The organism is Limnovirga soli (genome assembly GCF_013106755.1).
In the GTDB taxonomy this organism is placed as follows: domain Bacteria; phylum Bacteroidota; class Bacteroidia; order Chitinophagales; family Chitinophagaceae; genus Limnovirga; species Limnovirga soli.
Genome location: NZ_WHPF01000013.1, coordinates 147,702 through 169,865, shown reverse-complemented (window position 1 = coordinate 169,865; position 22,164 = coordinate 147,702). Strand labels below are relative to the sequence as shown.

At 39.3% G+C, this 22,164-nt stretch carries 18 protein-coding genes and 1 tRNA gene; 13 read left to right on the top strand and 6 right to left on the bottom strand.

Annotation, left to right across the window (positions count from 1 at the left end; all coding sequences use genetic code 11):
- Positions 1-360 precede the first annotated feature (360 nt).
- Positions 361-2,217: a T9SS type A sorting domain-containing protein gene (locus tag GD597_RS17495; RefSeq protein WP_171609198.1), complete on the top strand. Its 1,857-nt coding sequence runs from the start codon at positions 361-363 to the stop codon at positions 2,215-2,217.
- 287 nt (positions 2,218-2,504) lie between these two features.
- Here GD597_RS17495 and GD597_RS17490 read toward each other — a convergent pair whose 3' ends face one another.
- Positions 2,505-3,884, bottom strand: a complete 1,380-nt coding sequence (locus GD597_RS17490; RefSeq protein WP_171609197.1) for a 3-keto-disaccharide hydrolase — start codon at positions 3,882-3,884, stop codon at positions 2,505-2,507.
- Positions 3,885-4,285: 401 nt separating this feature from the next.
- On the opposite strand from GD597_RS17490, the gene GD597_RS17485 reads away from it, so the two are divergent.
- Both GD597_RS17485 and GD597_RS17480 read left to right on the top strand, forming a co-directional pair.
- Complete coding sequence (locus GD597_RS17485; RefSeq protein ID WP_171609196.1) at positions 4,286-5,875, top strand: alpha/beta hydrolase fold domain-containing protein; 1,590 nt, start codon at positions 4,286-4,288, stop codon at positions 5,873-5,875.
- Positions 5,876-6,028: 153 nt separating this feature from the next.
- Positions 6,029-7,711 (top strand): NAD+ synthase, encoded by a 1,683-nt coding sequence (locus GD597_RS17480; RefSeq protein WP_171609195.1) that lies wholly within the window; start codon positions 6,029-6,031, stop codon positions 7,709-7,711.
- Positions 7,712-8,478: 767 nt separating this feature from the next.
- On the opposite strand, the gene GD597_RS17475 is transcribed toward GD597_RS17480, so the two are convergent.
- Positions 8,479-10,281 (bottom strand): T9SS type A sorting domain-containing protein, encoded by a 1,803-nt coding sequence (locus tag GD597_RS17475; protein WP_171609194.1) that lies wholly within the window; start codon positions 10,279-10,281, stop codon positions 8,479-8,481.
- A 28-nt stretch (positions 10,282-10,309) separates the two neighbouring features.
- A complete protein-coding gene (locus GD597_RS17470) occupies positions 10,310-10,879 on the bottom strand; it encodes a hypothetical protein (protein ID WP_171609193.1) in 570 nt (189 codons plus the stop codon).
- A 150-nt stretch (positions 10,880-11,029) separates the two neighbouring features.
- On the opposite strand from GD597_RS17470, the gene GD597_RS17465 reads away from it, so the two are divergent.
- The 4 genes from GD597_RS17465 to GD597_RS17450 all read left to right on the top strand — a co-directional run bounded on the left by GD597_RS17465 (position 11,030) and on the right by GD597_RS17450 (position 13,576).
- Entirely contained in the window at positions 11,030-11,995 is a 966-nt protein-coding gene (locus tag GD597_RS17465) for an NAD(P)-dependent alcohol dehydrogenase (protein WP_171609192.1), read from the top strand.
- Between the two features lie 152 nt (positions 11,996-12,147).
- Complete coding sequence (locus tag GD597_RS17460) at positions 12,148-12,717, top strand: Crp/Fnr family transcriptional regulator (RefSeq protein ID WP_171609191.1); 570 nt, start codon at positions 12,148-12,150, stop codon at positions 12,715-12,717.
- 77 nt (positions 12,718-12,794) lie between these two features.
- Complete coding sequence (locus GD597_RS17455) at positions 12,795-13,148, top strand: YciI family protein (protein WP_171609190.1); 354 nt, start codon at positions 12,795-12,797, stop codon at positions 13,146-13,148.
- 11 nt (positions 13,149-13,159) lie between these two features.
- Entirely contained in the window at positions 13,160-13,576 is a 417-nt protein-coding gene (locus GD597_RS17450; protein ID WP_171609189.1) for a hypothetical protein, read from the top strand.
- A gap of 116 nt (positions 13,577-13,692) precedes the next feature.
- On the opposite strand, the gene GD597_RS17445 is transcribed toward GD597_RS17450, so the two are convergent.
- The 3 genes from GD597_RS17445 to GD597_RS17435 form a co-directional block, all read right to left on the bottom strand.
- Positions 13,693-13,768 (bottom strand) — tRNA-Phe (locus GD597_RS17445).
- A 412-nt stretch (positions 13,769-14,180) separates the two neighbouring features.
- Positions 14,181-15,047: a DUF6089 family protein gene (locus GD597_RS17440; protein ID WP_171609188.1), complete on the bottom strand. Its 867-nt coding sequence runs from the start codon at positions 15,045-15,047 to the stop codon at positions 14,181-14,183.
- Positions 15,048-15,218: 171 nt separating this feature from the next.
- Positions 15,219-16,022: a TIGR00266 family protein gene (locus tag GD597_RS17435; RefSeq protein WP_171609187.1), complete on the bottom strand. Its 804-nt coding sequence runs from the start codon at positions 16,020-16,022 to the stop codon at positions 15,219-15,221.
- 187 nt (positions 16,023-16,209) lie between these two features.
- Here GD597_RS17435 and GD597_RS17430 point away from each other — a divergent pair, with 187 nt between their 5' ends.
- The 6 genes from GD597_RS17430 (at position 16,210) to GD597_RS17405 (ending at position 22,075) form a co-directional block, all read left to right on the top strand.
- Complete coding sequence (locus GD597_RS17430; protein WP_171609186.1) at positions 16,210-17,460, top strand: hemolysin family protein; 1,251 nt, start codon at positions 16,210-16,212, stop codon at positions 17,458-17,460.
- 120 nt (positions 17,461-17,580) lie between these two features.
- Positions 17,581-18,438, top strand: coding sequence for a twin-arginine translocase subunit TatC (tatC, locus tag GD597_RS17425; protein ID WP_171609185.1), 858 nt, complete (start codon positions 17,581-17,583; stop codon positions 18,436-18,438).
- A 205-nt stretch (positions 18,439-18,643) separates the two neighbouring features.
- Entirely contained in the window at positions 18,644-19,096 is a 453-nt protein-coding gene (gene rpiB, locus GD597_RS17420) for a ribose 5-phosphate isomerase B (RefSeq protein WP_171609184.1), read from the top strand.
- An 11-nt stretch (positions 19,097-19,107) separates the two neighbouring features.
- Positions 19,108-20,625, top strand: coding sequence for a M28 family peptidase (locus GD597_RS17415; RefSeq protein ID WP_171609183.1), 1,518 nt, complete (start codon positions 19,108-19,110; stop codon positions 20,623-20,625).
- Positions 20,626-20,702: 77 nt separating this feature from the next.
- The gene (locus tag GD597_RS17410; protein ID WP_171609182.1) at positions 20,703-21,308 is read left to right on the top strand and encodes a zinc ribbon domain-containing protein; all 606 of its coding nucleotides are present in this window, start codon (positions 20,703-20,705) and stop codon (positions 21,306-21,308) included.
- Positions 21,308-22,075: a CPBP family intramembrane glutamic endopeptidase gene (locus GD597_RS17405; RefSeq protein ID WP_171609181.1), complete on the top strand. Its 768-nt coding sequence runs from the start codon at positions 21,308-21,310 to the stop codon at positions 22,073-22,075. Before GD597_RS17410 ends, GD597_RS17405 begins: the two co-directional genes overlap by 1 nt.
- Positions 22,076-22,164: the final 89 nt, after the last annotated feature.

The following is a 22,164-nucleotide window of genomic DNA, read 5'->3' as shown; positions in this document are numbered from 1 at the left end:
TGAAAGCAGGCTGCAAGTTTGTATGCCCACCATAAATTACAAAATATTTACAACTACCCATGTTTCTAAAGAAAACCCAAACCTGTTTAGTTTAAATGACAAATAGTTAATCCCAATACCTTTAAAAGTTCAATTTTTGATTTTTACACCAGCAGACAATTAAAAAATTAAAGGACGTTCTCATATATATTTTTTCAATTATACAAGTCTCATTTATTATCAGAAGATTAATAATTCATAAAATAGCCCATGTTTGTCTATTTATAATACCGCAGATTCGCCATTTTTTACTAAAAAGTGTATAACATTGCAAACCTTCCCAAAAGGATTACGTATATCTAACTTTATATTCAAAATTGTATGAAAAAAATTATTTCACTGGGTTGTTTTTTAATCTCAGTTTGCACACTACCCTCTTTTGCGCAAACTGGCATTTTAGATGAAACCTTTGGCACTGGTGGTAAAGTTCAAACAGCCGCAGGATTAAGGGATATTAATTCAAAAATTGTACTGCAGCAGGATGGTAAAATAGTAGAAGCAGGTACCACTACCCCCGATTTTAACACCGGCTTTGGCGATATTAAACTGGTTCGTTATAATACAGATGGTTCCGTTGACAATACCTTTGGAACAGCTGGTTTTGCAACTATCAATATTAACGGTGATGATCAGGCCACTGGTATTGCCTTACAAAGCGATGGTAAAATTATTGTAATTGGTAAAACCCAGGCCTCACTGGCTGGTCCTTCAGATATGCTTGTTGTACGTTTTACCACAAGTGGTGAGCTCGACGGCAGTTTTGATACCGATGGTATTATGACCATCGATTTTGCAGGCGGCAACGATATTGCCAATGGTGTAGCAATCGATGGCAGTGATAACATTTATATTGCCGGTTCTGCAGCCAATGCACCAGGCGGTGTTACCGACTATGCATTGGTAAGCTTAAATGCCAATGGTGAACTTAATTCAAGTTTTGGCACCAATGGTAAACTAACTACCGATTTTGCCAGCCTTACCGATGAGGCATTTGGTATAGCAGTACAAGGTGATGGCAAAATTATAGCCGTAGGTAATGCACAAATGGGTGAACTATTTAGTCAGATAGAATTTGGTATAGTGCGCTATAACACCGATGGAACTTTAGACGAAACTTTTGGAGTTGGCGGTAAAAACATACAGGATATTGCCGGCACTGACGATTTTGCAAAAAGTGTAGTAATAGATGCTGTTACCGGTAAAATGTATGTGGTTGGTTATATTGTAGTTACCAATACCAGAAAGAAAATGGTAATTTATGCAGGCAACGGCGATGGCACTACCGACCTTAGCTTTAGCACCGACGGTTTGCGTAAACTACAGTATGGTTATGAATATGGAGAAGCATATTCAGTTAGCTTGCAATCAGATGGTAAAATTGTAGTAGCTGGTACAGCATATAATAATTCTACCGGAGAAAGTGTTTTCACTTTGTCGAGGTTAAAAAATACCGGGCCAGCTGATTTTAATTTCTTTTCTGGTGGCAGGGTAATTACAACTTTCGATAACAGTATCGCCAAATGTTACGATGCTATAATTCAACCTGATGGCAATATTGTAGTAGCAGGTGTGGCTATAAATTTATTGGGTGATGGTTCAAGCGATTTTGCTTTGGCCAGGTATTTAGAAAATGGTATTCTGCCAGTTACATTTACTTCTTTTACTGCTGCCAAAAACAATTCTTCAGTAAGTTTAAAATGGCAAACAGCATCCGAAATAAACAGCAGCTATTTCTCCATAGAACGCAGCACCAATGGTACTGCTGGCTTCAAAGAAATTGGCCGCACTGCAGCAAAAGGTTTCTCCGAACTTGTACAGGATTATAGTTTTGAAGATATTGCCCCCTCTGCCGGTGGTAACTACTACCGCTTAAAGCAAGTTGATTTAAATGGCCAGTACACTTACTCCAAAACAATTTTCTTAGATTTTAGCGGTGCAAGAAACGCCATTCTGGTATATCCAAATCCTGTTAAAGATGTAATCAACATCAAAGGATTAGCAGCAGATGCTACTTCTACCATTTCTATTATTAACCTGCAGGGTTTGGTACTTGCCAAAACAACATCTGCCAATACATCCACCTTTAAGTGGGATGTAAAGCAACTGCCAGTGGGCACTTATATTTTAAGAATAGACGCTAACAAACAAGTTAGTACGCTTAAGTTTATCAAGCAATAATTGCATTGAATATAATAAAAAAGGGCTGCAGTAATGCGGCCCTTTTTGTTTATGTGTTTGTGTAATTATCAGTTATTTTTTGCCAGTTTTTAGTTGCATCAGTTATTCAGTACAAGTGTGCGACGCAAGTAAAGTTGCATTGTATTTTACAGCCCGGATACAAAAAAGAATAAAAAAAGTTTGGGCGTTGCCTGCGGCCGGGCTTTACGCTGCAAGTCCTCGCTGCGCTGCGGGCTTTTCGCTGCAATCCCTAACGCAATAAAACAATGATTGCAACTATAAAGTGATTACTGGAGTTGTCTTATCTTAATACTTCTAAAGCTCACTTCATTACCATGATCCTGCAATAAAATATGGCCCTTGGGTGCTTCGCCAAAATTTGGCCATACATTGTATTTGCTTATTGCTACCAGATCTTTAAAATTCTTAGACCCACGATCATATTCCAATACCTTAATGCCATTTAAATAATGTTCTACATGGTTATTAGGGTACACAACAATACGCCCGGTGTTCCATTGGCCAATGGGGTGTATAAATCTAGTCTGTTTGGCTGCGGTAATTAAATCGTACAGGGAAGCAAGTGTTCTGTTTCCATCGCGACCCAATTTGGCATCGGGGTGCAATACATCGTCTAATAGCTGAAATTCTAAGCCAATGGCGGAGCCCTTATTATTTTCTGTTAGGGTTACAAAATATTTTAACCCGCTATTGGCGCCAGGCGTTAATTTAAAATCGAAGGAGAGATCAAAAGCGCTGAATTCTGCTGTTGTAACAATATCGCCACCATTCATAGACTCTTTGCCTTCGGATGATAATACAGTTAATATGCCATCCTTTATTTGCCAGCCGTTTTCGGGGAAGCTGGTTTTGTATGCACCACGCCAACCATTGCTGGTAACACCATCGAATAATAATTTCCAGCCGGCTTTTTGCTCGCCTGGGCAAATGCTATTGGGTATATTATTAAGTACATATATATTGGCAGGAAAAGTAGCACCAGTTAGGTGGGTAGTTTTAATGCGGATATTTTTCCAGTAAATTTTCTCGCCTTTTAGTTGCTCATTGTTGCCAATGCTGTGTACCTGCAAGGCTATAAATCCTTTGCTATCTACCGTATCTACCATATAAGCAGCGGGTATATTATTTACCCAGGTTTTTATTTCGTGGCCAATACATTCTATGCGTATTTTATTAAACACACCTTGCTTAAAAGCATTTTGTGCTGGGGCATTTAATGATAATGGGTATAACCAATCCCGCCGGCTTTCGTCGTAAATACCGCCAGTCCATTTGCGGGCCGAGGGATCCAGCTCGTATTGATAGCCAAATACTTTTCCTAGTCCATTGTTACCGCTGGCATCCAGATGGCTTCTAAATTGAATGCCGGAGTTGGAAGTAGAATCTTCAATTTTTACTTCCAGTTCCAGAATAAAATCACCATATTCTTTCTCTGTTGCCAAAAATGTATTGGGAGAGCCGGTAACGGTGGTGCCCGTAATCATGCCATTTTCAACGATATAATTGGCTGAGCCTGCCAGTTTTTTCCAGCCATCCAGGGTTTTACCGTTAAAAAGTGGTGTAAAGCCATCGCTTTTTTGGGCCATGGTGGCAAATGTGCAGCATAAAAAAGCTGCAAAGGTGGTAAGCAATTTGTTGGTGCGCATATAAAAAATTGTAATAATACTGATGAGTAAACAGATACTACAAATCTAATAAGATGTAGGGAAGAATGTAATTTTTATTGCTGTACACCTTGCTGCGGCAATTGCCTTGGTTTGCGTTAGGGATTGAAGCGGAAAGCCCGCAGCGCAGCGAGGACTTGCAGCGCAAAGCCCGGCCGCAGGCAACGCCCCACTATATTTTGTTTACCAATTACAGTGTGCATATGATATAAATATGAAACAGAACATGATTTTGATTGTATTAAGCTAATATTAAGCTTTGAACTTTAATTTTTTAGTGCAATGCGTATATTTTTGAATGCTACAAACTATTTGCATATATAGTTTTTAAGAAAAATTAATCCTACACTTAAAAAGCTTTCCATTAAAACATAAATGCCTTTATGAATCGAAAGCTGGTTTCGCTGCTTGTAATCTTCCTTTTATGGTATGGCCAGGGCAATGCACAAAATTTAGCCTGTAACCTTTTATCAAATAATTGCGCAATAGATTATACGAAAGATATTTTTACCGAAAGCCAGATTTATATATCGCCGGCTATTTCGTATAAAAGCACCCGTAACAATGCCCCGGATGCCAATTATAAGGATAATAATAGTTTAAGCGATTGCGGCATTATGAATTTACCTGGTTGCATTGCCGATGGCAGCGCACTTACCTATAGTGTATATTGTCCAAATGCAAATTCATACCCCTGCTACAGCGCAAAGCCTTTACCGGTAATTTTCTTTTTTCATGGTGGTGGTTATTCTGATTGCAACTCGAATGATAATGCTGATAATATTGATGAATATTGCCTGGCGTTTGCTAAAAAAGGCTATGTGGTGTTTAATGTTAACTACCGCACCGGCAGACTAAAAGACCCTAATGATAAGGCTCTTACCGCCAGCCAGTTCCTGGCTACCTATCGGGCCATGCAGGATGCCAGAGGGGCTATCAGAACTGCAATAAGCCGCAATGAGAGCAGCTTTTTCCACTTTGATACCAATAACCTGTTTATTGCCGGCGCCAGCTCGGGTGCGCAAATTGCATTGCATGTTGCGTATATTTCAAACCAGTCTATGGCTGAAGAATTATTTGCAGATGTAAGTGATGTATTAGGCCCGATTAATATTGATTATTATGCCGGTAAAACAAATATTGATTTTAGAATAAAGGGTGTACTTAGCTTATGGGGTGCTGTGTATTTACCATCTACAGGCAGCCCTGCCGATTTTTTTAATAAAAATAGCTATAACCCACCGCTGGTAACTTTTCAGGGTATGAAGGATATTGTATTTCTTCCGGGCACATCCAGGGTTTTACTCAACAAAAACTCAAATTATATAACGGATAATAAATGCCTCGTTTATAGCAAACAACGCAGCTATTCTTATCCAACCACATTAAATACCATTACCCAAAGCGGCAGCAGTGGTTTTTACGAAATACTTAATACCCTGCAACGAAAAGTGAACTGCGAATTATACCTCGACTCTGATATGGGCCATGGACTTGATAACCGGTCGGACTTTGGTTTTGGTAAAGGCAAAATAAGCACTGATGATCTGAAAATTTATATTGTAGAAAGGGCTACCACTTTTTTTCAGAGTGTAATAAATAATACTGCGTCAAGGCTTATTACAGATAGTTTTCAGGATTGTGTAAATAGCCGTATAAAAAGCTGCGCCCCTGCTGATCTTAGAGATAAAAACTGTAACAGCAGTTTTACCGATGCAGCTATTGCTGCTGTGCAGCAACCGGTAAACACCTGGTATAATTTGTTGCAATTGCAAAAAAACATTTATATCAATCTGCGAAATATCGGCCTTACAAAAATATACCTTACCAATAGTGCAGGTTTGGTTGTAAAAACAATTACAGATGACAAACAACAAATAGTAATACCCTGCAACGATTTACAAACGGGTATCTATTTTCTGGTAGTGCAACAAGGGACCAAAACACAAAGACAAAAATTGTTTATACCCTAAAACAATGCTCGCAGCCTAATCTTTGTTCCAACTAACATTGATAACTATTACTGCTATATTTTAACCCGCAATAACAAGGTATGCAGGTGTGGGTTATTGTATATTTCTGTTGCAGGTAGCACTCCATTCGCTTTATTTTATGAAATTTGCCCTATGAAAATAGTATTAGCCCAGCAAAACTATCATATTGGCAACTTCGAAAGCAATACACAAAAAATAATTACCGCCATTCAACAAGCTAAACAAGATGGTGCCGACCTGATTGTTTTTAGCGAAATGAGTATTTGTGGCTACCCTGCCCGCGACTTTGTAGAATTTAACGACTTTATTAATAAATGCTACCAAGCCATTAACACCATAAAACAATATGCCGATACCATTGCCGTACTGGTAGGTTCACCGGCACGCAATCCCAATAAACAAGGCAAAAGTCTGTTTAATGCGGCTTTCTTTTTATACCAACAGCAAATACAGGCCGAAATACATAAAACCTGCTTACCCACTTACGATGTTTTTGACGAGTACCGCTATTTTGAACCCGCATTCGAATGGAATGTAGTACCCTTTAAAGGCAAAAAACTGGCCATTACCATTTGCGAGGATATCTGGAACCTGGGCAATAACCCATTGTACCGTATTTGCCCAATGGATATGCTGATGCCGCAGCAACCGGATATCATGATTAACCTTAGTGCTTCACCCTTTGATTATACCCACGATGAAGACCGTAAAGCCGTCATCAAATCCAATGTAACCAAGTACCAGCTGCCAATGCTATACTGCAATGCGGTAGGCAGCCAAACAGAAATTGTGTTTGATGGGGCCTCCCTGGCTTTTGATAAATATGGCAATCTATGCCATGCTTTACCCGTATTTACCGAGGCACTTGCCTGCATTACCGTAAACGATGATGGCACTATCGATGCCCCAATTATTGAGCCCGCCAGCCGGGTGCCTGATGCTGAATTAAACCCGGCTACTTTAGAACCCAGTTTAAACCTGCCGCATATTTATGCCGCCCTGGTAATGGGTATTAAAGATTATTTTGCCAAAATGGGCTTTACCAAAGCCATCATTGGTTCCTCTGGTGGTATTGATAGCGCAGTAACTTTAGCCCTGGCCTGCGATGCATTGGGCAGCGAAAACGTAAGGGCTATTTTAATGCCCTCGCCATATTCTACCGATCATTCTGTAAACGATGCCGTGGCCTTAAGTAAAGCCCTGCAAAACCCTTACGATATTATTCGCATCAACCATATTTACGAATCATTTTTAAGCACATTGCAACCCGTATTTGGCAACCTCCCCTTTTCATTGGCCGAAGAAAATATGCAAAGCCGTACCCGTGGCAATCTACTTATGGCTATTGCCAATAAATTTGGCTATATACTGTTAAACACTTCTAATAAAAGCGAGCTCTCTACCGGTTATGGAACACTATATGGAGATATGGCCGGCGGACTGGGCGTTTTGGGCGATTGCTATAAACTACAGGTATACCAGCTGGCCCAATATATAAATCGCCACCAGGAAATTATACCCCAAAATATTATTACCAAACCACCTAGTGCCGAGTTAAGGCCCAACCAAAAAGACAGCGACAGCCTGCCCGATTACAGCATATTAGACAAAATACTTTACCAATACATAGAACGCCGCATGGGCCCCGCCGATATTAAAGCACAGGGTTTTGATGCTGCGCTGGTAGACCGTACTTTAAAAATGGTAAACACCAACGAGTACAAACGCAACCAGTTTTGCCCCATCATACGCATTAGCCCCAAGGCATTTGGCATTGGCCGCCGTGTACCCATTGTAGGCAAATATCTTTCTTAAAACAGTTAGTAAATTATTAGCCCGGCATGGGTACAAATAGCAACTTTACTTGCGTCGCACTCTTCTACGGCTGGATATTTTGGGCAGCCCTTTGGAAAGCAAAACGGCTATTAGCTATTGGCCGATAGCTGTTAGCAAAATGCAATTGAAAAATTTGTTGTTAGGCTAACAGCTAGCGGCTAATAGCCAAATGGAAAGATTGTTTGCCGAATAGCGTTCTGCTGTAATTCACCACAGCAGTGCAACAGCTTAATGCATATTCCACCCCGAAAACGGGCAGTTTTGTTTTAGGGTGTCCTTTTTTGGAAACGCGGTATAGCTTTTAGCTGTTGGCTATTAGCTGCTAGCTAAATGCAATTGACAATTTGTTATTAGGCTAATGGCCAAAAGTAATTGGCTGTTTGCCGAATAGCGTTCTGCTGCAATTCACCACAGTAGTACAACAGCCTAATGCATATTCCATCCCGAAAACGGGCAGTTTCGTTTTCGGGTGTCCTTTTTTGGTTCTTTTTGTACAAGCAAAAAAGAACAAGCACCTGCACTTTATGAAAGTAATAGACACGGTCGCTTTGTATTTGCTACCTGCTTTTCCCTTTTCCGAAACGCCTACTAATAATACCATTCTGTCAAACAGCAACTTGCATTTTACAGGTATAATGTTAATTTACATAAGATCCGTTATTACAGCACCAGCTTTGAAGGCTGTTGGCGGGGACGCCAACAACAGCGAAAATATAAAAAAGTATTACCAAAAAAATCTTGTTATTTTATTCCTTCACAAATTTTTTGCTTACGAGATTATTTCCGGTTGAAATAGAAAGAATGTAATTACCTGGCTTTAGTTGACTCACATTCCAAGTGTAGGTATTTGAATTGGTAACGACACTATTAAATTTTATTCCATTATAATTGGTAATTAGCAACTTGCTTGGTTGAGTGTTAGACAATCCCCCTATTTGAAGCGTGTTCTTAACTGGGTTTGGATAAATTTTGATAGCATTTTCATTGTTTAAAATAGAAATAATATTTGATTGAGAAATGCTGCCATCCACCCTGACTGTAGTCATACGATAATAATTGTCTCCGCTCATAGGTGATGCGTCTTCATAAGTATATTGCTTGCTGCCTTGATTGAAAATCTTCGCGATTTGTATAAAGTTATTTCCGTTGTAGCTACGTTCTACAGCATAATAGCTGATATTGCGTCCAGGCCAATCTTCCCAGCTGAAACCATGTCGATGAAGCCATTTTTTTATTTTTACATACTTGCTCTGTTTGTCATTTGCGCCGTTCAAACGAGAAATTCCAACATTATAGGATGAGCCACCACTAGGTACATAAGTTCCAGAAATAAGTATTTTTCCATCTTGTTGTAAAAATCCCTTTCCGCTTGTCAGATCAACACCAGGCTTGGTGTTTTCAAGAGTGAGTTCTACAATACCGTTGTTGCCAAAAAGAGAATCTAAACGCCCTGTTTCTTTGTATTGTATAACAGCTACTTGGCTATTCGAGTTTATATAGTTTGCAGTAACAATTATCTTATTATCGGGAGTTACATAGACACTTTTACCAGACGCTACTGTATTTTCAGCATATGTATAGGAATAGCCACCAAGCTCACCAAAACCCATATCGATATCGCCGTTTTGATTGAACCTTGCTAAGCCAATTGCTTCATCTCCAAATACTCCAACGGCAACAATTTTACCGACAGGTTGAATAGATAAATCATTTAAAGCAGAGAAATAACCTGCTGCGGGTTTTAATCGCGCTATTCCATCAATTCCAAAATTATGATCAAGACTTCCATCAGTATTATATCTTACAATTTGAAACAACAAATTTGTTGCTCCATAAATGTCGCCTACTATTATTTTACCATCTTCTTGAATTTTGACCGCGCCTGGAATTATGTTTGAACTATAAGATGTATAAACAACTCCGTTATCTCCAAAACCTTCATCCAGCGAACCATCAGGCATATAACGAAGAACAAAATCATCTCCCGACTGAGAGAAGTCGCTTTCCTTATTTCCAGCAACGACAATTTTATCATCGGCTTGTATTGCCATTCCTCCAATGTTGTCATTCCAATCGCTAAGTTTTGTCGTCACAAAACCATTGGCACCAAAAGAACTATCTACTTGACCATTATCATTAAGTCTTAATAAACCTACACTTCCAAATGGAGAATTTACTATAAATCTTCCACATACAATTATTTTGTTGTCTGAGGAAAACGCAATCGATTGTGCGTATAGAGGTTTAGCCCCAGAAATATTTTGTATAATAATTTTTCCGTTGATACCGAATTCAATATCCGGGCTGCCATTTGAATTAAAACGGGCCACATAGAGTGCACCAGTTGAAAATTCCCCTTCCGTTCCAAGAGTAAGACCACCTGTAATTATTTTTCCATCTTTTTGGACTGATATGACTCTGCAGTCTGCCCAAATACTGGAGTCTAAAACAGATCCATGATTACCGAAAGAATCATCTGAACTACCAGACTGGGCGTAAGAGATAAAATTGATTGAGATCAAAACGAGACATACAAATAATTTTTTCATACGAATTAGTTTTTAATTTTTATTAGGGTTATGGACATTCATCATCTTCAGTAAAAGAACATGGATTTGCTTGTTCGCATTGACCACAAATACGTTGATTAGTAATGTGGCTGGTGTCATTCAGGCTGCGAAAAAGTGATTTCCCTGTATATCCAAAAGTCGGTGAAGAGCCGTTGAGCGGTGTAACATTCATGATTGTTTGAAAAAAGATAGCTGTCCTCACGGCAATATATGTGAATACATCATCATTACTTGTTGCATTAACGCCAAAATTGTCTTTAGTATAGTCATTAATGCCGTGCTTCATATTACAATGTACATACAACTCAGTATATTTATTCAACTCTTTCAAAATATAATACATATTCTGAGCACTACACTGCTTCACAAATATTTGATTAGGAGCAGGATCTTTAAGGATGAAATTTCCTGTATTAGATAAACAGAAATTTTCTGATTTATATTTAGGCGTAACAGAATTCAAAAAATTTTGCTTTTTATTATCTGCGAATGGTATCGTCGTATCCCCTGCTCCAGCAAATCCTATCATAGGAGGATTTATTTTTCCATTTCCCGAAGCGCCTACTAATAATACCATTCTGCCAAACAGCAACTTGCATTTTACAGGTATAATGTTAATTTACATAAGATCCGTTATTACAGCACCAGCATTGAAGGCTGTTGGAGGAGACGCCAACTACAGCGAAAAAGATACACATATGTTACAGCAATTAAAACAAAAAGAATCATGAAAGCAATTGTATATACAAAATATGGCCCTCCAGAAGTAGCACAACTTATGGATGTGGCTAAACCTACACCAAAAGATAATGAGGTATTGGTAAAAGTATACGCATCTACAGTAAACCGCACCGATGCTGGTTTTCGCAGTGCCGAATATTTTGTTTCGCGGTTCTGGAGTGGGCTTTTACGGCCCAAATTTCAAATACTGGGCTGTGAGTTTGCAGGTATTATTGAGGCGGTTGGTGCAACCGTTACCACATTTAAACCTGGCGACAAAGTGTTTGGCTTTATCGATACCTCCTTTGGTGGGCATGCAGAGTATTTAACCATACCTGAATCTAATGCTATTGCACACATACCCGAAGGCACCAGCTTTGAAATAGCCGCAGCCATAACCGAAGGGGCGCATTATGCGTTGGTAGATATTCGTGCAGCAAAAGTTACGGCGGGGCAACAGGTATTGGTGTATGGGGCAACAGGCGCCATTGGCTCGGCTGCCGTGCAACTATTAAAACATGTAGGCGCCATTGTAACTGCAGTTTGCGATACCAAAAATGTGGCGCTGGTAAAAGCACTTGGCGCTGATACAGTTATTGATTATAAAACCCGGGATTTTACCAAAACAGAAAATAAATATGCATTTATTTTTGATGCAGTAGGCAAAAGCTCATTTGGCCAATGCAAACCCTTACTCACCAGTAAAGGAATTTATATTTCAACCGAATTAGGAAAAAATGGAGAGAATATTTGGTATGCCCTAACCACACCGCTACTGGGTGGCAAAAAATTATTATTCCCCATCCCATCCATTACCAAAGAAGATGTATTGTTTTTAAAATCCTTGGTAGAAACTGGGGCATTTAAACCTGTAATTGACAGCTATTATCCTTTAGAACAAATTGTAGCAGCATATAAATACGTTGAATCCGGCCAAAAAACAGGTAATGTGGTGATAAAGATTGCGGTTTAAGCATTAAACAATTCAATAAAGAAAGGTGTTGTTCAACTATTGCCTAATAACACTATTAGCCAAATTGTGCTGAAGGCTTCGCACCATAGTTGATGCACATAATTTGGGGCTTTCCTTTAACAATTTTAGAAAGGTTTAACTGAATAATTTGAATGATAAACATTCTGAGACAACATATTATTGGCAGACTCGGTAACGACATTGACAATTTAGACACCGTGCTAAATTGCTTCAAACCATTAACTGTAGACAGAAACGAATTTTTATTGCAGGAAGGGCAAGTGTGTAAGCATGTTTATTTTATTGCCAAAGGTTGCCTGCAGGTTTTTGTGTATGATAATGACATGAACGAAACCACCAGAGACATTGTAACTGAAGGTACCTGGTGTTCTGAATTAATAAGTTTTGGTAGTGGCAAACCTGCAACAGAAAATATAAGAACCGTTGAGCCCTGTGAATTATTGGCTATTGACAGGCAAGGTTTTCAAAAAATGATGGAAACAGCACCACAGTTTGACAAAGTGTATAAACAAATTTTAGAAACTTCTTACGCCAACTCCGTTTACCGCATTAATACATTTGTTGCACTCTCCGCATTAGACAGAATTAAATGGCTAATGGAATTTAGACCCAAGCTAATGACAAGGGTTTCCAGCAAGCTTATCGCTTCTTATTTGGGCATTAATAAAGATGTTTTTAGCAGACTAAAAGCCAGGCTGTAAAACGTAGACTTTTGTCATCGTTCAAAAAAATAGTTCGCTTCATTTTTGTATCATCATTCACCAGTAAAAATACAAAAATGAAAGAGTACCTATTATTATTCAGAAACGCAAGCGCCGAAAACAGCTATTTGGCCACCTCGCAGGATATGGCCGAAGATATGCCCAAATGGCAATCATTGATTGGCAATATTGCCATGCAAGGCAAATTGGTTCACACAGCTCCCATTGAATACGCCGCCACAATTATAACCAACAAAGGTGTTGAAGCTGGGCCCCATAAAGAAACCAATAGTGTTTTAGTTTCCGGGTTTTTAATCTGCAAAACCAACAGTTTGGAAGAAGTGCAAGCATGGAGTAAAACCTGCCCCATTTTAAAATATCCAAACAGCTCTGTAGAAATAAGGCCATTAATCCCATTCCCAACAAACTAAAACTGTAAACTATGGACAAGTTTTTAAATGCAGGACGCTATATTTTTCCTTTGTCGTTTTTATTATATGTGGGTTTGCATCTTGGCAAGCCGGATGTTGGTGCGGCTTTTGTGCCAGACTATATTCCATTTCCCTACTTTTGGAACTACTTTACACTGGCTTGTATTTTGCTTTTTATACTAAGCGCCGTTATTGGCAGGTACGATAAATTGGCATATTGCTTAATGGCACTGTATGTACTGCTTATGGCTTTTTTAGTGCACTTACCAAGAGCAATGGGTCATGAATTAGACACCACTGCCATGACTGCAAATATGAACAGGGAGAAAGAACTTGAAATGGTAAACTTTTTTAGAAATATAATGGTAACAGGTGCTTTGCTGGCATTTGCAAAATTTGTGGCAAAAGACAAAAGAGTTATTGGTTAAGCAAATAAAACTTATGCATAAAGCCGGAGCAAAACGTTCCGGCTTTTTAATTTATTCAAAAAGCAATCCAGGTACAAATAAAAAAAGAGACCTTCTTTCGAAGATCTCTTTTGAGGTGGTGGTGTGAGCCGGGATCGAACCGGCGACACAAGGATTTTCAGTCCTTTGCTCTACCGACTGAGCTACCGCACCATCCTTTCCCTTTCGGGGCTGCAAAAATAAGGGGATTTCACAAAACATCCATATTATTTACCTAAAAATTCTTTTTTGTTGCAGAAAAAATGTGTTTTTATGGCCGCAGCAATCCTAATTATTTACATCTATGTAGTCTTTACCCTATTGTTGATGATTTATCTTTCAAAAGCTAGGTTAGATTTTTTTGGCCCGGCGGCAAATTACCAATCAGGCTTTACTTGCGTCGCACACTTGTACTGTTGTAACCTAGGCAGCTGTTAACAGCCACTGATGGTAATAGCAAAATAAATCTGTAATTAAAAAAGCTGCCATAAAAGTGGAACCCTGAACCGAGCGTGGCAAGAGGTGATGCCCATAGCGATACAGCTGATTACCCAAAAAAACCAATTAAAAAGCGGCGGACTATTATTTATTTTTTATTTGGCGTGGGGCATTTGTACGAAGAAAGGTTGTACGAAATACCAAAATGCAGCATTACATATGCATCTTTTTGCAGGCTATTACCACGTTGGCGGTCTTTAATACCAATGGGCGTACCTGTTTCGTAACTGCGATCCTGTAAATAATAAGCAGCAGAAGGGGCAATACTGCCATCGGGCTGTGGCACCCCGGGAAAAGCATCAGAGCCAGCATAAGTGGTACTTACATCGTCAAGATAATCGGTATTGGTAAACCGGTAACCCAGCTCGCCAAATACATTAAAATTCTCGTTTAAACTATATTTTATCCCAACTGATAAAGGGAAACAAACGGCCATAGAACTGTATTGTGCACGGTCAGGATAAGCAGCACTGCCCTGCCCCTCGGTACCTAATGGGCGTAAATAATATTTGGTACCATTTAAGTAGGCATAGGGATCGAATGAGAAAACGCCAACACCCAAAGAAACATAGGGTGTATAATTATACCCTTCTACCCCGGGAATAAATTTAAAGAAATTGAAATAGCCGCTTAACGAGGCTTCGTAAACATTGGTATTAAAACTAAGGTTACGGCGTTTTTGCACATCGTTTTTGCTATAAATATCTGAATAGCCCAAAAATGCATAATCGCCGGCCAGTTTTATACCCACATAATTATTAAACTGCTTTACAAAGAAAATACCTGCAGAAAATTTTGGCCTGTTCATGGCGGCCCTTGTATTAAGATCACCATAATAGTTAGCCAAACCTATAGATGCACCAAACTCGCCCTGGTGAATATTGCTTTCGTACTGAGCGCTGCAATACAACCCGGAAAAAGCCAATGAACAGAGGAAAAAGATTCTTTTTAGCATAACTGCAAGATAATTGATGTAAGTAAAACGAAAAAAAATGCCTTTTCTTATGCAGGCTGCAGTTTATTATGCATTTAAATTAAAACTGCCATTATACGGTGGTACAATGGCAGTTGCTCTTGTGGGCTACGATGGAAATAAGCTCTAAAAATAGGGATGACTGTATATTGATTATCTAAAACCGTCTCCGTCTAATAAATTACCTATCCCACCCAATAAACTACCTTCTTCCTTACGCTGGAACGAGCCATAGGCCAGTATTCTACCTGCCAACCTGCTGATAGGCAGGGTTTGTATCCATACTTTTCCAGGTCCGCGTAAAGTGGCAAAAAATAAACCCTCGCCACCAAATAAAGTATTTTTAATACCGCCCACAAATTGAATATCATAGCTTACCGTGCCTGTAAAAGCAACAATACAACCTGTATCTATTTTTAACAATTCCCCTGCTTGCAGGTTTTTTTCAAAAACATGGCCGCCGGCATGCATAAAAGCCATGCCATCACCTTCCAGTTTTTCCATTATAAAACCCTCGCCACCAAATAAACCGGTGCCCAGTTTACGTTGAAACTCAATACCAATGGCTACACCTTTGGCTGCACACAGAAATGCATCTTTCTGGCAAATAATTCTGCCACCCAGTTCCTGTAAGTTAAGCGGCACAATTTTACCGGGGTAGGGGGAGGCAAATGAAACATGCTTTTTACCATAGCTGGCATTGGTAAATGCTGTCATAAATAAATTTTCCCCTACCAACAAGCGTTTGCCGGCACTAAATAATTTGCCTAACAAGCTATTTTCTCCGCTTCTTTGCTGGCTGCCGTCTCCAAAAATGGTTTCCATTTGAATGCCATCGTCCATCATCATAAAAGCACCTGGTTCGGCAACGGCAGTTTCGTTGGGGTCTAATTCCACTTCAACATATTGCATTTCTTCACCAAAAATGCGGTAATCAATTTCATGATTGCGTATCATAGTATTTTTAATTTTAAAATATTGCATACAAAGAAACCTTAAATAGTATGGATACTAATGTCAATTATTGATGAAAGGGTGCAGGATTATGTAAAAGCCGTAAAAACCAATACGGTATTGTGGCACTGATGCCCGCCACCTGTCCAAGTATTTTGACGGCAACCAATTTTTGTATTATTTTCGGTCTATGACAGAATTATATTTTCTCTTTGCGGGAATTATTATAACACTGCTTTTCATTGCTTTTTTTGCAGGTATTGAGATTGCATTTGTAAATGCCAATCGCCTTACGGTTGAATTGAAAAAAAAGCAGGGGAAGAAAAGCGGCATTATTTTATCGCGGCTTATGGAGCATCCTTCCCGCTTTATTGGTATATGTCTGGTGGGTTTTAATATCGCACTTGTTGTGTATGGTTTACTGGTAAGTGAATTGTTCAAGGGATTTTTTCATATTCAAAACCCTTATGGCAAACTGTTTTTAGACACTTCTATTTCCTGGCTGTTGGTAGTAATTGCAGGTGAATTTTTGCCCAAAGCATTTTTTAGGGCCCGCAGCGATAATATGATTAGCTTTTTTGCACCGCTGGCCAGCTTTTTCTACAACCGATTTTTACCATTGCTACAGGTATTTGTTAGCTTTTCTGAAAGCATTTTAAAGTACCTGTTCAATGTGCGTATTAAAGAAGGGGAAGACCAGTTTTCGATGGTAGATGTGGAATATTTTTTACAGCAAAGCAAAGAGCAGGACGAAAGCAATCCCGATGTAAATAAAGAGTTATTGCAAAATGCATTATTGCTGCCCAATATTAAAATACGCCAATGCCTGGTACCAAGAACAGAAATTGAAGCGGTAGAGATTAGTAATTCCATTGCCGACATTCACAAGAAATTTGAGGAAACCAAACTCAGTAAAATTTTAATTTACGAAGGCAATATTGATAATATTCTTGGCTATGTACACCAATTGGATTTATTTAAAAAACCCGAAAGCATCCGTTCGGTATTATTGCCCATATCAGTTGTGCCCGAAAGTATGAATGCCACCGACCTGATTAATAAATTTACCCGTGAACGCAAAAGTATTGCCTGGGTAATTGATGAGTTTGGCGGCACCGCAGGCATTATTACCATGGAAGATGTATTGGAAGAAATTTTTGGCGAGATAAAAGACGAATACGATACAGAAGAATTTGTAGAAAAGCAGTTGGCAGAAAATGAATACATATTCTCCGGCAGGTTAGAACTGGATTATTTAACTGAAACCTATAACCTGGAATTCCCTGAAAATGAATCAGAAACTTTATCTGGTTATATTATTAATGAGCACGAAACCATTCCAAAACCAAAAGAGCGTATTATTATAGACCGCTATGAATTTGATATTCTAAATGTAAGCGATACCAGAATTGAAATGGTTAAAATAAAAGTGCTCAAATAAATACGGCAGTTTTAACAAATTAATGCGGTTATAGCAGCAAATGCACTATTTCACATTTGTACAATCGATTTTTATCCCTTTACCTTTGCGGCACTTCATAAATAGAATTAAACAATAACAATGGCAAGTGGTTTTTTAGAAAGAAGAAGCAGTGGCAAGGCAGAAATGAGTTTTGTAGACCATCTGGAGGAATTGCGCTGGCATATAGTTCGCTCTGTAATTGTCATCCTTGTTTTAGCGGTATATATTTTTATTGAAAGAGAATGGGTGTTCGATAATATTATTGCAGGCCCTATTAACCCCAATTTTGTAAGTTATACTGCCCTTTGCGATTTTAGCCATTGGCTGGGTATTGGCAATACCCTTTGTCTGCCACCCATCAGTGTAACCATGCAAACCACCACATTTGGTGGACAGTTCTTTAGCGCATTTAGTATTGCATTTGTAGGCGCTTTTATAGCCGCTTTTCCATATATATTCTGGGAGTTTTGGCGCTTTGTAAAACCGGCCTTAAAACCAAACGAAGTAAAAGGTACCCGCTTTGTTATTTTCTGGGTATCTCTGTTCTTTTTTATGGGGGCGGCATTTGGCTATTTTATATTGGGGCCATTTACGTTCAACTTCCTGTCTAACTTTAATATCAGCTCACTAAATATTCTGCAAACCAAACCAACACTAAGCGATTATTTAGACAACCTAACCAACCTTATTCTGGGTTGTGGTATTACCTTCGAAATGCCGGTAATGAGTTATGCGCTTACTAAAATGGGTATTATTACTCCCAACTTTTTACGTCGTACCCGCAAATATGCCATTGTGGTAAACCTGGTATTGGCCGCCATTATTACACCAAGCCCCGATTGGATAAGCCAAACCATTGTATTTATTCCACTGTTTCTTTTATACGAGCTGGCCATATTGGTATCTGCACGTGTATACAAAGAACAGGAGAAAAAAGATAATGAAGAATGGAGCTAAGAGCCATTGTGTAGCCGGCAGTTAGTTATTATGGCATCGCTGCTTGCTACGCTCAGTTCAGGGTTCTGGTATTATAGCAGCAAAAAGAAACAGATATTAGAAACTTTGTTGCCATTAATTACTGCCGTACAAGAGTGCGACGCAAATGGGCTTAATAGCAGTACAACTGACAGGTAAATACATATTTAACACAAATAAAAATATTATGGAATCTGTTTTCGATCTTACCAAACCCGTTGCTATTGGTTGCGACCATGCCGGTTTTGAATACAAAGAAGCCATTAAAAAATGGTTATGCAGCAATGGCTGTATAGTACAGGATTTTGGCACTTACGATGCCACCTCGGTAGACTACCCCGATTTTGCGCACCCCACCGCCTCTTTTGTTGAAAGTGGCCAGGCGGCATTTGGTATTTTATTATGTGGCTCGGCCAATGGTGTTGCCATTACTGCCAATAAACACCAGCATATACGTGCCGGTCTTTGCTGGCAAAACGATGTGGCCGTACTGGTGCGCAAACACAACGATGCCAATATTATTTGTTTACCTGCCCGTTTTGTTGCATTACCATTGGCTATAGAAATGCTGGAAACATTTATGCATACAGCATTTGAAGGTGGCCGCCATGCAACCAGAGTTAATAAAATTTCCTGCTAAAACTTACACATATGAGAAGAATCATTCTGGCCTGCGCAATGCTGGCAACTACGGCATCGTTTGCCCAATCAGTAAAAAAAATACAAAAGCTGGCTTCATCCATTAAAGCCACTGAGTTAAAAGAAAAACTAAGCATTATTGCCAGCGCCGAAATGGAAGGCCGTGAAACTGCTACGGCTGGTCAAAAAAAAGCCGCTGCCTATATTGAAAACTATTTTAAAACCCTTGGCTTGCAGCCTGGCACAGCAGATGGTTACCAAATGCAATTCCCGGTATATCAGGATTCACTGGCATCGGCAGTGGTAAGCATTAATGGCAAAGCACTTGCTATGAATACAGATTTTAGCTTAAGCGCTAACTCATTAGGTAATGGTACCTGGACAGAAGACAGCGTAGTATTTGCCTCTTTTGGAATTGTAGATTCTTTAAAAAACGATTTCAAATCGCTATCACTTAAAAACAAATGGGTAGTAATTGCTGAAGGTCGTGCCGAAGATGCCACCAAGGCAGCCAGCGAAGTAAGCTACAATTTCAGAAGCCCCGCATCGCCATTTATGAAAATGATGCAAGCCAGGGCCAATGGTGCTAAAGGAGTAATAATAATTGCCAAAGATTTTCCACGCAACAGCACTGGAGGTATCAAGGGTAATATGTACCTAAAACAGGGCAATAAATCTACACCGGTAGTATATATTTCTTACAGCGCGGCAGCAAGCTTATTGGGTAAATCATTATCAGCATTTGGTGATATAGCCAGTATAAGCACCGGCAGTTATGCCACCAATTTTTCTTATACCTGTAACACCGTTACCAATACTTTGCAAAGCAGTAATGTTATTGGTGTTTTACCTGGTACTGATAAGAAAGAGGAATATGTATTTATTACCGGTCACTACGATCACCTGGGTAAAAAAGGCGACGTAATTTATTATGGCGCCGATGATGATGGCAGTGGAACCACCAGTGTAATAGAACTGGCAGAAGCCTTTACTGCAGCCGCTAAAAAAGGTTACCAGCCACGTCGTTCTATAGTTTTTATGACCGTTTCGGGCGAAGAAAAAGGATTATGGGGCAGCGAATATTATGCTGCGCATCCTATTTTTCCGCTTGACAAAACTGTAGTTGATTTAAATATAGATATGGTGGGCAGAATTGATCCTGATAGAAAATATGGCGACTCCACAAACTATGTGTACACCATAGGCGAAGATAAACTCAGCAGCGATTTACTTGTTATCAGCGATAGCATTAACAAAACCTATACGCATATGGAGCTGGATCGTAAGTACAACGACCCAAAAGATCCAAACCGTTTTTACTATAGAAGTGATCATTATAATTTTGCAAAAAATGGTGTGCCGGTTATATTTTATTTCAACGGTACACATGCCGATTATCACCAACCTACCGATACCGTTGATAAAATTAATTTCGACGTAATGACCAAAAGGGTAAAACTGGTTTTTTATACCGCCTGGGAAATGGTTAACCGAAACGATATGATTAAAAGAGATATCCCGCTAAAATAATAGCCCCCTGCTTGTTATAAATAAGGCAGCATTTGCTGCCTTATTTTTTTGCCAAATATTATGTAAGTTGCATAGGCATGCAACAAAATAAAAAGCTTCATTCTACTTTGCAAACACTGGCTGCCGTTGCTGCAAAAAAGCCTTTTATATCCGTGCCGCCAGCAATGTTTAATACCTGTAGCCGCTGTTTCTATATAAACAATACAGATAATAATTTCTGCACCAATTGCGGTTATCCTATGGGCGATGATACCACTATTACACTATACCATATAAGGTTAAAACAAAAAAAAGAACTCCTACATAAAAGCGAAAAAGCCATACAAACAGCAAGAACCATTTTGTATTTGCTGGCGGCCATTTGCCTAACCGGGGTTGCTATCTTATTCAGTCCGCTTAATAACAGGTATGCAATTGCCTTATTAGCAACCATACTGGCGGCCGTTTTTTTTATGTTGGCCCATTATAGTTTACTAAAACCGTTTACTGCATTAATTGGTGGGTTTATAATTGTATTAACCCTATCAACCATTGCGGTATTTGGTGAGTTTACCAGCGCATTTACTACGGTAGAAGGAGTTTATGGTATTGCTGCCAGTATGTTGGTTATATTTTTTTTACTGCGTGGTATTCAGGCATCTTATAAAGCAGATTTATTAAACGAAGAAATGAACATACATTAATGCCGCAGCACGACCCACATCAATTTTATTGCGACGAATGCGATGCACCTGTAAAAGGGCATGACCGCTATTGCCATAAATGTGGTGCCAGCCTGGGCGAAGATGCAGAACAAATCAGCATATTTAATAACAGCCACCTGCAAACAGCATTTTTCTTTTACAGCATCTATCTTTTTGTATGTTTGGCAGTAAAATATACCAATTGGTTTAACACCTACGATACACTTTTCTGGGTAGAAGTTTTACTCGCCATTGTAACCCTGCTTTTTGCCCGCAGTAACTGGAAAACCATCAGGCCCTTATTGCGTACCAATACTATTCGGTGGTATTTGGTATTGGGTTTTATGCTACTGGCAGTAGCTTTTTCATCTGTCATCAATATCACCATCAATCAAATTAATACCTCTATTTTTAGAACGGATATTAATATGTATTATGCCTACCGCTTATATCAATACCCGGTGGTTATTATGCTTTATTCGGTGGCATTGGTACCTGCTTTGTTCGAAGAGCTGGCATTTCGCGGGGTGCTGTACAACCAGCTTGGCCATATCCTCGACGAAAGGCTGGTGGTTATCATCACCGGTTTTGTATTTGCTGCTATTCACCTTAATTTCTTCTCTCTAATTTGGCTGATTCCATTTGGCATTTTTATTGGCAACCTAAGGCGCAAATACCAAACGCTATGGTATGGCATGGCATTTCATTTTGCCTTTAATCTTACCGCCTGCCTTTTCGATTTATACCGGCAGGGCGAACTATGGTAATACCATTTTTTTATGAGCCGGGCACTGGTAATACATTCAGCAGCCGTTGCGTCGCACACTTGTACGCCAGGCCAATAAGCAGCAAAAAC